This window comes from Collinsella sp. AM34-10 (assembly GCF_003469185.1).
Lineage (GTDB): Bacteria > Actinomycetota > Coriobacteriia > Coriobacteriales > Coriobacteriaceae > Collinsella.
Genome location: NZ_QSIL01000004.1, coordinates 194,047 through 207,400 on the forward strand (window position 1 = coordinate 194,047; position 13,354 = coordinate 207,400).

Sequence of the window (13,354 nt, forward strand, 5' to 3'; positions counted from 1 at the left end):
TTTCGCTGCATTTGGGTAAAGCATCTGCTCTAAGCGGCGTTGCCTTGTATACTAGAGCGGTTTATCTGTTATGCGGAAGGGAGCGCCTATGGCACTCAGCGAGAAAGACGTGCGCGGCATCGCCGAGTACGCAAAGATCGCACTGACCGATGACGAGCTCACCCAGATGACGTCCTACATGAACGACGCCGTCCAGATGCTCGAGCCCGTCTTGCAATATGACTTGCCCGACGTGGAGCCCACGTTCCATCCCATCGGAAGCCTGTCCAACGTGATGGGCGACGACCTGCGCGAGCCCGAGCGCGACCTGCCGCTCGACGTTGCGCTGGAGAACGCCGGCAGCGCGCGCGAGCGTTACTTCCGCGTGCCGTCCATTTTGGGAGAGGGGGAGAGCGAGTAATGGCGCAGAGTTTCGATTCCCTTACCGCCGCCCAGATCGCCGCGGGCGTTGCCGCCGGCGACTTTACCGCTACCGAGGTGGCCCAGGCCTCCTTTGCCGCCATCGAGGCGCGCGAGGGCGGGGTCCAGGCATTCCTGCAGGTGGCGCCCGAGCTCGCGCTCGAGGCCGCTGCGCGCGTAGATGCCGACCGTGCCGCAGGCAAGCCGCTGCCCCCGCTCGCGGGCGTGCCGCTGGCCATCAAGGACAACATGAACCTCGTGGGCACGCGCACCACCTGTGCTTCCCGCATGCTCGAGGACTACCAGAGCGTCTACACCGCCACCTGCGTCCAGCGCATGCTCGATGCCGGCTGCCTGCCCATGGGCAAGGCCAACATGGACGAGTTTGCCTTTGGCAGCTCCACCGAGAGCTCGGCGTTCCACCGCACCAACAATCCCTGGGATACCGAGCGCGTGCCCGGCGGCTCTTCGGGCGGCTCTGCTGCTGCCGTCGCCGCGGGCGAGGTCGCGCTCTCGCTGGGCTCGGACACCGGCGGCTCCATTCGCCAGCCGGCGTCGCTCTGCGGCGTGGTGGGCTTTAAGCCCACGTACGGCGCCGTGAGCCGTTACGGCGTGGTTGCCTTTGGCTCGTCGCTCGACCAGGTGGGTCCCTTCGGTCGCACGGTCGAGGATGTCGCGCTGGCCATGAACGCGCTTACCGGCGCGGGTCACGATCCGTATGACTGCACCAGCCAGGATTGCGCCGTCGACTTTACCGAGCATCTTAACGACAGCATCGAGGGCAAGCGCGTGGGCATCATCCCCGCGTTTATGGAGGCCGAGGGTCTGACGCCCGAGGTCAAGGCCGCTGTTCAGCGCGCCGCCCAGGAGCTGCAGAACCAGGGCGCCGAGCTGGTCGAGGTTGACCTGCCGCACCTGGACGCCGCCATCGCCGCCTACTATGTCATCGGCCCGGCCGAGGCGTTCTCCAACCTGGCCCGCTTCGACGGTATTCGCTATGGCTACCAGGAGGAGGGCTGCGCCAACCTGTCCGACCAGAGCTCGCTTTCGCGCGCCCACGGCTTTGGCGCCGAGGCCAAGCGCCGTCAGATGCTCGGCGCCTACCTGCTGAGCTCGGGCGTGTACGACAAGTACTACTACGCAGCGCAAAAGGCCCGCACGCTCATCACGCAGGACTACGACGCCGCGTATGCCAAGGTGGACATCATCCTCATGCCCGCCTCGCCGCGCACGGCCTTTAAGTTTGGCGAGATCAGTGACCCCACGCAGATGTACCTCTCCGATCTGTACACCATCTCGCTCAACATCTGCGGCAACGGTGGTATCTCGGTGCCGCTGGGCCTGGGCGAGGACACCAAGCTGCCCGTTTCTGCCCAGCTGGTGGGGCCTGCCTTTAAGGACCGTCAGCTGCTCACGTTTGCCCGCGCCCTGGAGCGCGGCTTTGCCGATGCCGCCACGGGTGCGCCCGCACTTTCCGTCGCGCCCGATTTTGCCGGGAAGGGGGGCGAGCTGTAATGAAGGAGCTTTCCGAGGTCCTGCAGGATTGGGAGGCCGTGATCGGCCTGGAGATCCATACCGAGCTCACCGCACTCGATACCAAGATGTTCTGCAACTGCAAGCTTAGCCACGATGACGAGCCCAACGCCAACGTGTGCCCGGTGTGCCTGGGCCTGCCCGGCGCCCTGCCGGTGCCCAATAAGCGCGCCATCGAGAGCATCGTCAAGGCCGGCCTCGCCACCAACTGCGAGATTCAGCGCCACTCGATGTTCTACCGCAAGCACTACTTCTATCCCGATATGGCCAAGAACTTCCAGACTACGCAGGGTCCGGTCGCTTTTGCCATGTACGGTCACCTGGACCTGGACGTGACCGGTCGCGGTGCCGCCGAGCGCCCCGACTGCGCGTTTGGCGAGGCCGAGGCCCAGAGCCTGGCGAGCGCCTCGGCCAACGCCGAGGGCCTGTCCACGTCCATGACGTCGACCATGCGCGAGGGCAATCAGCGCTCCGGTCATCTGGCCAGCTATGATGCGTCCAACCTGCAGATGCCCGAGCGCCGCGAGGACGGTTCTTACACGGTGCCCATTCGCATCCTGCGCATCCACATGGAGGAGGACGCCGCCAAGATGGTCCACGTGGGCGGTGCCGAGGGCCGCATTACCGCCGCTGCCGAGTCGCTCGTCGACTACAACCGCTGCGGCACGCCTTTGATTGAGCTCGTCACCGAGCCCGATCTGCGCACGCCCGAGGAGGCCCGCCTGTTTATGGAGAAGCTCCGTCGCATTTTTGTGACGCTGGGCATTTCGGACTGCTCCATGGAGAAGGGTTCTATGCGCTGCGACGGCAACGTGTCGCTGCGCCGCCGCGGCGAGACCAAGCTGGGCACTAAGACCGAGCTTAAGAACCTCAACTCGTTTAAGAGCCTGCATGATGGCCTTGCCTACGAGATTTGCCGCCAGGCCGAGGTACTCGAGGAGGGCGGAATCATCTATCAGGAGACCCGCCACTGGGAGCCCAGTCGCAAGCGCACCGTGGTTATGCGCGTCAAGGAGACGGCCGACGACTATCGCCTGTTCCCCGATCCCGACCTGGCGCCGTTCGATTTGGACGACGAGTTCATCGACCGCTGCCGTGGCGAGATCCCCGAGCTGCCCGATGTCAAGCGCGTCCGTTTTGAGGCCGACTTTGGCATTAAGACGGCCGATGCCGAACAGATTGCCGGCGACCCCGAGTTTGCCGACTTCTTTGAGGCCGCCGCTGCCGGTATGGCTGGCAAAGAGGCCCAGACGGTCGCAAACCTGCTGGTCAACGAGATGATCGCCTACCTTAAGGGCGCGGGCGTCTCGCTGGCCGAGTCCGGCATCGCGCCGGCTCAGGTGGCGGCGCTTGCCAAGCTGCTGGCGACCGATGCCATCAGCTCCAACCAGGCGCACGAGGTCTTTGAGGCCATGGCCCAAACTGGTGACGACCCCAACAAGATTGTCGACGAGCGTGGTATGCGTCAGGTGAGCGACGCCGCCGCGCTGCAGCCGATCGTGGACGAGGTACTGGCAAACTGTGCCGATCAGGCGCAGCAGTATCGTGACGGCAACCAGAAGGTTATCGGCTTTTTGGTGGGCCAGTGCATGAAAGCGAGCCGCGGCAAGGGCAACCCGAAGCTCTTCAACGAGTTGCTGAGAACGTCGCTCTCGTAAACGGGAACCGAGGGGCCGGGCGCAGGGCCTTGCCTCTCAATTTCGGACAGTCCTGACTCACGACGGAGGCGCCACTGGCGCCTCCTGTTCGTGCGGAACTCATTGAGAGGCAAGGCCCTGCGCCCGGCCCCTCGGTTCCGTGACGACTCGGCCGTTCGGGTCAGGTAGGCTGAATGGAATTTGGTGAATGAGGGCGCCGTTGGCGCCCTCATTCTTTATGGATGTTGAAAACGAAGGTGAATACTTTTCCGCGAAGTGAACGACCTATTTTGGACCCCTGAAACATCAACACTTTTCTGGTTCGGTTTCCTGCGGTTTTTGTCGAGTTTTCCCTGCGGTTTTGCTGCGAAAAAATGCGGATGCTTCGGGGGCCCAATTTTGCTCGTTCACTTCGCGGAAAACCATTCACCTTCAATTTGCTGGAGAGAAGAGGGACTCCTCTTTGGCGTCACGGATGTGCATCGCGGCGGGCGGATCGCCAGAAGCCGGCTGTTCCGCACCTTAAGATTTCCAAAAAGTTAACCTTTGTTGACCTCAATAGTTAGATAAACTAAACTCTTTTCCAAAAGTGTGCTCGAGCAAACTTGTTTACTCGAGTGCTGAGGCACCGTGCCGCGTCCAATGCGGCAAAAGGGAGAAGCAACATGAAGAAGTCGACGTTCAATACCCTGCTTGTCGGTGGCGGTTTTCTGCTTGGCACGGCCGGCATCAAGCTGCTTACCAGCGCTCCGGTAAAGAATGCCTGCGTGCAGGGTATCGCGTGCGGCATGCGCATCAAGAATGGCTACCAGGACATGGTCGAGCAGGCCAAGGCTAATGTCGACGACATGGTTGCCGAGGCGGCCTACATCACCCAGAGCGAGGCCGCTGCGGACAAGGCAGCCGAGTAGCACTCCCAGGCACAAACTATGAGATTCTCGATTATTAGCGAGATCCCCGGCAGGACCCGTCTTCAATTGGCGGGTCCTGTGCCAGAGAGCGATCTCGACGCACTTCTTAAGCTCAGCGGCGATATCGACGGCGTGCACAAGGTGCGCGTCTACGGCCGCATCGGCCAGATGGCGCTCGAATATGACGAGCAATGTCGTGCGGGCGTGCTCGACGCCTTGGGTGCGCTCGATGCCCAGGCCATTGCCGACGCAAAGACGGGTTACGTGATGCAGCTTGAGCCACGCAAGAACAAGCTCGTCATGGATCTTGCCGCGCTTGTCGGCGCCCACTATGCGCGCCGATGGTTTTTGCCCACGCCCCCGCGTGCGGTGTTTGTCGTCGCCGGTTACATGACCTTTTTGCGCGCCGCCCTCCGTGAGCTCGCGCAGCCGCGCCTGACCGTTCCCGTGCTCGACGCTTCGGCCATCGGTATCTCGTTCGTCAAGCGTGATGTCGACACCGCGGGCCAGACAATGTTCCTGCTCAACGTGGGCGAACTGCTCGAGGACTACACGCGCGCCATGAGCGAAAACGAGCTCATCAACTCGCTGCTCGATGTGCCCGATAAGGCACAAAAAGTGATTGGCGACACCGAGGTGAGTGTTGCCGCTACCGAGCTTGAGCCCGGCGACTTGGTGGCCGTGCGCACCGGCATGTCCATCTGCATTGACGGCGTGGTCGAGCAGGGGAGCGCCATGGTCAACCAGGCGACCTTGACCGGCGAGCCGCTTGCCGTCGAGCGCAGCACGGGCGACGACGTGTTCGCTGGAACCGTCGTGGAAGACGGCAGCATCTTGGTGCGCGTGCGCGCCAACACGGCTCAGACCAAGCTCCGCTCGATTGTCTCGCTCGTGCAGGTGGCCGACTCGCTCAAGTCCGAGGGCCAGTCGCACATGGAAGACCTCGCCAACAAGATCGTCCCGTGGAACTTCCTGCTCGCGGGCCTTGTTGCGCTTACCACCCGCAGCCTCATCAAGACCTCAGCGGCACTGATGGTCGACTACTCGTGCGCGCTCAAGCTCACGGGTTCGGTCGCCGTCATGACCGCTATGAGCGATGCTGCCAAGACGGGCGTCATGGTCAAAGGCGCGAAGTACTTTGAGTCGTTTGCCAAGGCCGACACCATTGTGTTTGACAAGACCGGCACGCTCACCGAGGCGCAGCCGCGTCTTGCCTGCGTACTCACCACCGATGGCTGGAGCGAGGATGAGGTCCTGCGCCTTTCCGCTTGCCTGGAGGAGCATTTTCCGCATCCGGTGGCACGCGCCGTGGTCAATGCGGCACGTGAGCGCGGACTCGAGCACCGCGAGCGCCATGCCGCGGTCGAGTACATCGTGGCACACGGCATTGCCTCGTCCATTGAAGAACGTCGCGCCATCATCGGTTCCGCGCACTTTGTATTCGAGGATGAGGGCGCGCGGCTCGATTCCGACATTAAGGAGCGCATTGAGTCCCAGATGCAGGGCCTGTCGCCGCTGTATCTGGCGGTCGACGGCACCGTTGTGGGCGTGCTCGGTATCGAGGACCCGCTTAAGCCCGGGGTCCGCGAGGCCATCGCCGACCTGCACGCGTTGGGCGTCAAGCACGTGGTCATGCTCACGGGCGATTCCGAGCGCACGGCCGAGCGCATTGCGCGAGAGGCAGGGGTCGACGAGTTTAAGGCCGAGCTGCTGCCCGAGGACAAGTACGCTTATGTGGAGCGCATTAAGAGCGAGGGGCGCCACGTTGCCATGGTGGGCGACGGCGTCAACGATTCGCCGGCGCTGGGCCTGGCCGATGTGGGTCTGGCCATGGGCGGTGGAAGCGACATCGCCAAGGAGGTCGCCGACATCATCCTGACCGACACGGATCTCGCCGCAATCGTGCGCCTGCGCCGCATGAGCCAGGGCCTCATTGATCGTCTGACGAGCTCCTACTCTAAGGTAATGCTCACCAACTCAGCGCTCCTGGCGTTGGGCATTGCCGGCGCGATTACCCCGCAGACGTCGTCGCTGCTGCACAATGGCTCGACGATTGCGTACAGCTTGGGCAACGCGAAAGCGTATCTGCGCTAGGGTTTTCGATTGAGCTTATGGCCTGCATTCGGGCGGTACCGCAGACGCCAGGGTGCAGGCCTTTTTAGGCAAACGCTGCCTTGATGACGGGGGCTTCGGCGAGCTTTTCGGCAGCCTTTTCGTCGGAATCGTTTAGTGCTGCCAGACTGCGGTAGACCCACTCGTTGACCTGGGTGTTCTTGACGCCTGCGGTCTGCATAAGGGCGCCTACCTCGCGGATTGCTGCGAGCAGATCGGCTTTGGGACCCGCGAGCTCGACCTCGATGCCGTGGTAGGCGGCCACGCCGCGGTTCTCACTCACGTGGTCGATAAAGCCCTCGACGGTCTCAAGCTGCTGGGCGAGAGCTGCATCATCGTCAGCGTCCAGCACGACAAGTGCGTTCGATACCGTGAGGGCGGGATGTCCGCAGGGGACAAAGCCTTCGATGACATCCATAGCTTCGGTAATGGTTGAGCCCAGGCCTGCGAGAGCATTGACGAGTTGCTGCTTGGTATCCATAACGGTCCTTTCGACGGGTCAATTTTGCTTGGCGAAAATATACGTGACGTGTCCGGTAGCAAAAGTGCGAAGTGTGGTGCACATTATGGTCTTCACAGCTCGTGCATAGAGCAGCTGTCCGCCTTTAGAACGTGGTAAGATAGCTATCCACGAGCGGGGCTCACCCCGCGTGTTCCTTGAAAAGTCGACGGGTGTTGGGTGCTCGTGCCCAATGCCATCCAGACTTTCCCGACATTCGGGGGCGACTGGTTTCGACACGATAGCTCTGAGAGAGGAAGCAAGCCGAGGTCTCCTCGCCTCGTTAAACAGGGGTACCGTCAAATTGAATTGACAACAACTCTTCTTTTGAGCCTATGGCTCTCGCTGCTTAGTTTATAGCGGCGCGTCAACCCGGTGATTTCCCCGACACCGGCGCGACGTCATTTTAGGGGAATGCTCCTGCGCACGTAATCGGTATGGCGCAGGCTAAGACCGAACCGGTTAGGACGCCGCGAGCGTGTCGCTGCGCGCAAAGCGTCCGAGACAAAACCAGCGACTGAGCTTGGAGATGCCAATCAGGGGGCTTTCGTGGACCGGAGTTCGATTCTCCGCGCCTCCACCAATAGTTACAAGCAGGTAGAGAAGTGTCTCTACCTGCTTTTTTATTACATATAGATACCGCGGAGAATCGAACTCTGCGCAGGGCGCGGGCGTTAAGAAAACGCGTGAGCGTTTTTAGCCCGCGGGCGAGGACGCCGGCAGGCGGCCGAAGCCGGTGCGGATTTGCGAAGCAAATACGCGGATTCTCCGCGCAAAGCCTCAACCCTATATAGATGCGATGATATCGAATCTCAGCCTGCCATGCGCCGCATCAACGGAACCCCAAACCCGCGGAGAATCGAACTCTGCGCAGGGCGCGGGCGTTAAGAAAACGCGTGAGCGTTTTTAGCCCGCGGGCGAGGACGCCGGCAGGCGGCCGAAGCCGGTGCGGATTTGCGAAGCAAATACGCGGATTCTCCGCGCAAAGCCTCAAACCTATATAGATGCGATGATATCGAATCTCAGCCTGCCATGCGCCGCAGCAACGCAGAGTGGGACGCGCTTTCCCGCCGACCGCCCCACCCCCTCAACTCCAAAACCTGTGCGCTCTCTATCCCAAAACTGGGTAGAAGAAAGCCAAAACGAAACAGCAGGAGGTCAACATGACTGCAGAAGATAAAGCAAAGAACGCCGGCAAGGTCGCGCTCGTCCTGGAGGGCGGTAGTTTTCGCGGGCAGTTTACCGCAGGCGTGCTCGACGTCCTCATGGAGGCTGGCGTCGAGATTCCGGCGGTATATGGCGTATCGGCCGGTGCCCTCAACGGCGTGAACTACAAGTCGCACCAGATCGGCCGTGCCAACCGCATCAACCTGGCTTTCTGCAACGACAACCGCTTCATGGGTGCCGCATCGTTTGCGTCCACGGGTTCTATTGTGGGCTACGACTTTATCTTCAACGATGTCCAGGACCGCCTGGATCCCTTTGACAACGTGACGTTTGATGCGAGCCCCATCGAGATGTACGCCGTCGCGACGGACATGCTCTTTGGAACTGCCGCGTACCTGCCGGTCAAAAGCGCCGTGCTCGACCTCGATGCCGTGCGCGCCTCGACGTCGCTGCCGCTGGTGACGCCGCCGGTCGAGATTGACGGACACAAATACGTCGACGGTGGCGTAGCCGATTCGGTTCCCATCGAGCACGTGCTGGAGGAGGCGGGCTTCGATCGCGCGGTTGTCATTGTCACGCAGGACCGCTCGTACGAGAAAAAGCCCTACGAGTTTATGCCCGCCGCGCGCGCCCGCTATGCCGACTACCCCTACCTGCTCGAGGCTATCGAGACGCGCCACGACCGCTATAACATCCAGCGCATGCATCTGTGGAAGTATGAGCGCGAGGGCCGCGCACTGGTCGTTGCTCCGCAAAAGCCGGTCGAGGTCGGTCACGTTGAGCACGATCCAGCAAAGCTCCTCGACCTGTATATTCAGGGCCGCCAGGAGGCAAAGCGCTTGCTGGGAGATATCGAGGCATTTGTCGAGCGCTAGTGTCGCGACGTCATGACCCATGGACGACATGTGCAGAAAGTCTGGTCAGAACCAAAATACCTGTTGACTCGGGCGGCGAGCGGGGTAATATGGACGGGTTACTTGCAGAGCCCCGTGAATCTCTGTAACAACACGTACTGTACATGGAGGAGTCTAAGTGATTTCGAAATCGACTCACTACGCCAAGCAGGGCGAGGTCCAGCGCAACTGGGTTCTCGTCGACGCCGATGGTGCTGTCCTGGGCCGTCTTGCCACCCAGATCGCAATGATCCTGCGCGGTAAGAACAAGCCCCAGTTCACGCCCAACAGCGACTGCGGCGACTTCGTTGTCGTCATCAACGCCGATAAGGTCCAGCTTACCGGTAACAAGGCCGACACGAAGACCTATTATCGCCACAGCGGCTACAACGGCGGCCTCAAGGCTGAGAGCTTCCGCCAGGCTATGGAGAAGCACCCGGAGAAGGTCATCGAGCGCGCCGTTCGCGGCATGCTGCCCAAGACCACCCTCGGCCGTGCCCAGATGACCAAGCTTAAGGTCTACGCTGGTGCCGAGCATCCGCACGCTGCCCAGAACCCCACGAAGATTGAGCTGGAGGCTTAAAGATGGCTGAGAACACCGTTGTCTACCAGGGTACCGGCCGTCGTAAGAACGCCGTCGCCCGCGTCCGTCTCGTCCCCGGCACCGGCAAGGTGACCATCAACAAGCGTGACGCCGAGCAGTATTTCGGCCGTCATCAGCTCGTTGAGAACGCCCTTGCTCCCTTCAAGGTGACCGACACCGCCGGTCAGTTCGACGTTATCGCTCTGTGCGATGGCGGCGGCATCTCCGGTCAGTCCGGCGCTCTGCGCCTGGGCATCGCTCGTGCTCTTCTGAACGCTGGCGATTACCGTGCTGACCTCAAGAAGGCCGGTTTCCTTACGCGCGATGCTCGCGTGGTCGAGCGCAAGAAGTACGGCCTCAAGAAGGCCCGCCGCGCTCCCCAGTTCTCCAAGCGCTAAGGTTTTATCTCCTTACGAGATACAATGTACAAGCGGGGCCTACCGACTGCTCGGTGGGTCCCGCTTTTCTTTTCGACTAGGGTGGGCGGCTTCGTTTTGCCCACTTGGGAAGGAGCGATCCTATGCCCCAGATCATCTTCGGTACCGATGGCGTCCGTGGCGTCGCCAACGCCGACCTCTCGTGCGACCTCGCGTTTCGCCTGGGCCGCGCGGCGACCAAGTTCCTTGGCCCGGACATCTGCATCGGCCGCGACACGCGTCTTTCGGGTACCATGCTCGAGAGTGCTCTGACCGCAGGCATTATGGCAGAGGGCGGCCGTCCGCATTGCTGCGGCGTTATCCCTACGCCGGCCGTGGCGCTGCTCACCGTCCAAAACGAGCTCGACGGCGGCATCGTCATCTCCGCTTCGCACAATCCGCCGGAGTTCAACGGCATCAAGTTCTTTAGCCGCAAGGGCATGAAGCTTCCCGATGCTGTCGAGGAAGAGATCAGCGCCTGGGTCATGTCCGAGGAGGCCATGGCTGCCGACACGCTGCCGACCGGCGCCGGTGTGGGTCACATCATCAAGATGAAGGACGCCCGCAAGGCATATGTCGATCATGCCATCAACACGCTCGACGGCCTTAAGCTCGACGGCTTGGTTGTTGCCGTCGACTGCGGCCACGGCGCTTCTTGCCAGACCACGCCCGCCGCACTGCAGCGCCTGGGCGCCACGGTCCATGCCATCAACACCGACTACTGCGGCACCGACATTAACGTCGAGTGCGGCTCCACTCATCTTGAGCCCCTGCGTGAGCTCGTACTGCGTACCCACGCCGACATCGGCCTGGCCCACGATGGCGACGCCGATCGCGTGCTGTTCGTGGACAGCGAGGGCAACGAGATCGATGGCGACTACATCCTGGCCATCTGCGGTTCCGACTTGGCCGCTCGCGGCAAGCTCGCCAACTCCGAGATCGTCTCGACCGTTATGTGCAACCTAGGCTTCTCCATCGCCATGAAGGAGCAGGGCTTCGAGATGGTCCAGACCGCCGTGGGCGACCGCTATGTTCTTGAGCGTATGCTCGAGGACGGTGCCGTCATCGGCGGCGAGCAGTCCGGCCACATCATCTTCCTGGAGCACAACACCACCGGCGACGGCTTGGTGACGGCCCTGCAGCTTCTGGCCGTGCTCAAGCGCACCGGCCGCACCCTCACCGACCTTGCCGGTATCATGAAGAAGTACCCGCAGGTACTTGTCAACGTACATTCCGACAATAAGGCCGGCCTGGACGATTGTCAGCCCATTTGGGACGCTGTCGCTGCCGCCGAGAAGGAGCTCAACGGTCGCGGCCGCATTCTGGTACGTCCGAGTGGCACCGAGCCGCTGGTCCGTGTGATGGCCGAGGCCGAGACGCACGAGTTGACCCAGCGTGTGGTTGACGACATCGTCGAGGTTGTCAAGCGCGAACTTCCCTAATGGTCAAAAACGGGTGCCAAGTGGTAAACTGTTAAAGCTATTTTGATTGATTGGTATGTCCGAGGGGGAGCATGTTCACTAAAGTCCTGAGGTCTTTTGGTATGCGTGGTCGAGTCCTTACGCTGGATGCTCCCATCTCGGGCGACGTCATTCCGTTGTCCGAGGTCAAAGACCAGACGTTTGCCACCGGCCTTTTGGGTCAGGGCGTGGCGATTCAGCCTACCGGCACGCGTGTGATTGCGCCGGCAGACGCCAAGGTCGAGGCCATTTTTCCCACGGGTCACGCCGTTGCGCTCAACACGGTCGATGGTCTAGACGTGCTCATCCATGTTGGTTTGGACACTGTCCAGCTTGAGGGCAAGCATTTTAGCGTGCATGCACAGGTGGGTGATGTCGTCCATAAGGGCGACGTGCTCATCGAGTTCGATCGCGAGGCAATTGCTGCCGAGGGTTACGATGTGACGGTTCCCATCTTGGTGTGCAACTCTGTTGAGTTCTCGAGCATCAAGGGCTCCGTTGGCGAGCATGTCGAGGAGATGGACCAGCTCATCGTTGCTCGCGAGCGCTAGTCGCTCCGCTTGGCCTTTAGCCTACAATTCAATCACGTTTACGGAGGGCGCCCTTGAAAGAGGGCGCCCTCCGTGGCAAGATGGGGATTGTCCGAAGCTAAACAGCTTTGGGTCACCGTGGACGGGCAGGGGCCTCGACGCGGTTAGACACGAGACACATATATTACGCGACCTCGCCCTGGTGGCCGCACACGTTGGTTGCGGCCGACGCGGGCCGCGGGCAAGTGCTTGTAAGGGGAGCCTTGCCTCTCTTGTACGAGAAAGGACGCGTAATGAAAATCATTAAAGCTAAAGACTACGAGGATATGAGCCGCAAGGCCGCTAATATCATCTCGGCTCAGGTTATCCTCAAGCCCGATTGCGTGTTGGGTCTTGCCACCGGCTCCACCCCGATTGGCGCTTACAAACAGCTCGCTGCTTGGTACGAGAAGGGCGACATTGACTTTGCCGAGGTCAGCACCTATAACCTGGACGAGTATCGTGGTCTTTCGCACGACGATCCCCAGAGCTATCACTACTTTATGCGCAAGAACTTCTTCGATCACATCAATATCGATCTGAACAACACGCACGTGCCCGATGGCTCCAACCCCGATGCCGCCGCTGCCTGCTCCGAGTACGACAAGATCGTCGCTGCCGCCGGTTACCCGGATCTGCAGCTGCTCGGCATTGGCAACAACGGTCACATCGGCTTTAACGAGCCCGATGACCACTTCTCCAAGGGCACGCACTGCGTCGACCTCACCGAGAGCACCATTCAGGCCAACAGCCGCCTGTTCGACAGCATCGATGACGTGCCCCGTCAGGCTTACACCATGGGCACCCAGACCATCATGTATGCCCGCATGATCCTGGTTGTCGCCAACGGCGAGGCCAAGGCTCAGGCCGTGCACGATATGTGCTATGGTCCGGTTACGCCCAAATGCCCGGCTTCGATCCTGCAGCTGCACACCAACTGCGTTGTCGTTGCTGACGAGGCCGCTCTTTCGCTCTGCGAGTAACGCGATCAAGCGATCTTACATAGTTTCTCAAAAGGCCCTCGCTTTGCGGGGGCCTTTTTAGTGGACATACGCCGTGGCGTATACATGACGGAAACCTTGCCGCGTGCTTGACTGGAGGGTTTTAATTTTTTGTGATTCATTCTATAGCAGATTCTATGCACATTTGCCACCATAGAGTCGCAGGCGGTAGCG

Annotated in this window: 12 protein-coding genes and 1 other RNA gene; 12 read left to right on the top strand and 1 reads right to left on the bottom strand. The window is 61.0% G+C overall.

Translation table 11 applies throughout. The features are described from left to right. The first annotated feature begins 88 nt into the window (after window positions 1–88). The 5 genes from gatC (at window position 89) to DW823_RS05480 (ending at window position 6,574) form a co-directional block, all read left to right on the top strand. The gene (gene gatC, locus DW823_RS05460) at window positions 89–400 is read left to right on the top strand and encodes an Asp-tRNA(Asn)/Glu-tRNA(Gln) amidotransferase subunit GatC (RefSeq protein WP_117716772.1); all 312 of its coding nucleotides are present in this window, start codon (window positions 89–91) and stop codon (window positions 398–400) included. After that, window positions 400–1,914, top strand: a complete 1,515-nt coding sequence (gene gatA, locus DW823_RS05465; protein ID WP_118080914.1) for an Asp-tRNA(Asn)/Glu-tRNA(Gln) amidotransferase subunit GatA — start codon at window positions 400–402, stop codon at window positions 1,912–1,914. Before gatC ends, gatA begins: the two co-directional genes overlap by 1 nt. Beyond that, complete coding sequence (gene gatB, locus DW823_RS05470) at window positions 1,914–3,590, top strand: Asp-tRNA(Asn)/Glu-tRNA(Gln) amidotransferase subunit GatB (RefSeq protein WP_118080916.1); 1,677 nt, start codon at window positions 1,914–1,916, stop codon at window positions 3,588–3,590. Before gatA ends, gatB begins: the two co-directional genes overlap by 1 nt. 644 nt (window positions 3,591–4,234) lie before the next feature. Continuing rightward, window positions 4,235–4,480, top strand: a complete 246-nt coding sequence (locus tag DW823_RS05475; protein WP_118080918.1) for a DUF6110 family protein — start codon at window positions 4,235–4,237, stop codon at window positions 4,478–4,480. A 78-nt stretch (window positions 4,481–4,558) separates the two neighbouring features. Beyond that, entirely contained in the window at window positions 4,559–6,574 is a 2,016-nt protein-coding gene (locus DW823_RS05480; protein WP_233543006.1) for a heavy metal translocating P-type ATPase, read from the top strand. Window positions 6,575–6,638: 64 nt separating this feature from the next. Here DW823_RS05480 and DW823_RS05485 read toward each other — a convergent pair whose 3' ends face one another. Next, a complete protein-coding gene (locus DW823_RS05485; RefSeq protein WP_118080922.1) occupies window positions 6,639–7,073 on the bottom strand; it encodes a hypothetical protein in 435 nt (144 codons plus the stop codon). Between the two features lie 237 nt (window positions 7,074–7,310). Here DW823_RS05485 and ssrA point away from each other — a divergent pair. From ssrA to nagB, 7 genes are all read left to right on the top strand, one after another. Then, window positions 7,311–7,674: a transfer-messenger RNA gene (ssrA, locus tag DW823_RS05490) on the top strand. Window positions 7,675–8,254: 580 nt separating this feature from the next. Then, the gene (locus DW823_RS05495; protein ID WP_118080924.1) at window positions 8,255–9,133 is read left to right on the top strand and encodes a patatin family protein; all 879 of its coding nucleotides are present in this window, start codon (window positions 8,255–8,257) and stop codon (window positions 9,131–9,133) included. Between the two features lie 157 nt (window positions 9,134–9,290). Next, a complete protein-coding gene (gene rplM / locus DW823_RS05500; RefSeq protein WP_022094635.1) occupies window positions 9,291–9,734 on the top strand; it encodes a 50S ribosomal protein L13 in 444 nt (147 codons plus the stop codon). A gap of 2 nt (window positions 9,735–9,736) precedes the next feature. Continuing rightward, a complete protein-coding gene (gene rpsI / locus DW823_RS05505) occupies window positions 9,737–10,132 on the top strand; it encodes a 30S ribosomal protein S9 (RefSeq protein ID WP_022094634.1) in 396 nt (131 codons plus the stop codon). 122 nt (window positions 10,133–10,254) lie between these two features. Continuing rightward, complete coding sequence (glmM, locus tag DW823_RS05510; protein WP_118080926.1) at window positions 10,255–11,592, top strand: phosphoglucosamine mutase; 1,338 nt, start codon at window positions 10,255–10,257, stop codon at window positions 11,590–11,592. Between the two features lie 71 nt (window positions 11,593–11,663). Beyond that, window positions 11,664–12,161 carry a PTS glucose transporter subunit IIA gene (locus DW823_RS05515; RefSeq protein WP_117839977.1) on the top strand — a complete coding sequence of 166 codons (498 nt, stop codon included), beginning with the start codon at window positions 11,664–11,666 and terminating at the stop codon, window positions 12,159–12,161. Between the two features lie 272 nt (window positions 12,162–12,433). Then, window positions 12,434–13,162, top strand: a complete 729-nt coding sequence (gene nagB, locus DW823_RS05520; protein ID WP_118080928.1) for a glucosamine-6-phosphate deaminase — start codon at window positions 12,434–12,436, stop codon at window positions 13,160–13,162. Window positions 13,163–13,354 lie beyond the last annotated feature (192 nt).

What these genes read in the sequence shown, in the direction of transcription:
- gatC (WP_117716772.1), top strand. Translation starts at nt 89, where the DNA reads ATGGCACTCAGCGAGAAAGACGTGCGCGGCATCGCCGAGTACGCAAAG.
- gatA (WP_118080914.1), top strand. Translation starts at nt 400, where the DNA reads ATGGCGCAGAGTTTCGATTCCCTTACCGCCGCCCAGATCGCCGCGGGC.
- gatB (WP_118080916.1), top strand. Translation starts at nt 1,914, where the DNA reads ATGAAGGAGCTTTCCGAGGTCCTGCAGGATTGGGAGGCCGTGATCGGC.
- DW823_RS05475 (WP_118080918.1), top strand. Translation starts at nt 4,235, where the DNA reads ATGAAGAAGTCGACGTTCAATACCCTGCTTGTCGGTGGCGGTTTTCTG.
- DW823_RS05485 (WP_118080922.1), bottom strand. Translation starts at nt 7,073, where the DNA reads ATGGATACCAAGCAGCAACTCGTCAATGCTCTCGCAGGCCTGGGCTCA.
- DW823_RS05495 (WP_118080924.1), top strand. Translation starts at nt 8,255, where the DNA reads ATGACTGCAGAAGATAAAGCAAAGAACGCCGGCAAGGTCGCGCTCGTC.
- rpsI (WP_022094634.1), top strand. Translation starts at nt 9,737, where the DNA reads ATGGCTGAGAACACCGTTGTCTACCAGGGTACCGGCCGTCGTAAGAAC.
- glmM (WP_118080926.1), top strand. Translation starts at nt 10,255, where the DNA reads ATGCCCCAGATCATCTTCGGTACCGATGGCGTCCGTGGCGTCGCCAAC.
- DW823_RS05515 (WP_117839977.1), top strand. Translation starts at nt 11,664, where the DNA reads ATGTTCACTAAAGTCCTGAGGTCTTTTGGTATGCGTGGTCGAGTCCTT.
- nagB (WP_118080928.1), top strand. Translation starts at nt 12,434, where the DNA reads ATGAAAATCATTAAAGCTAAAGACTACGAGGATATGAGCCGCAAGGCC.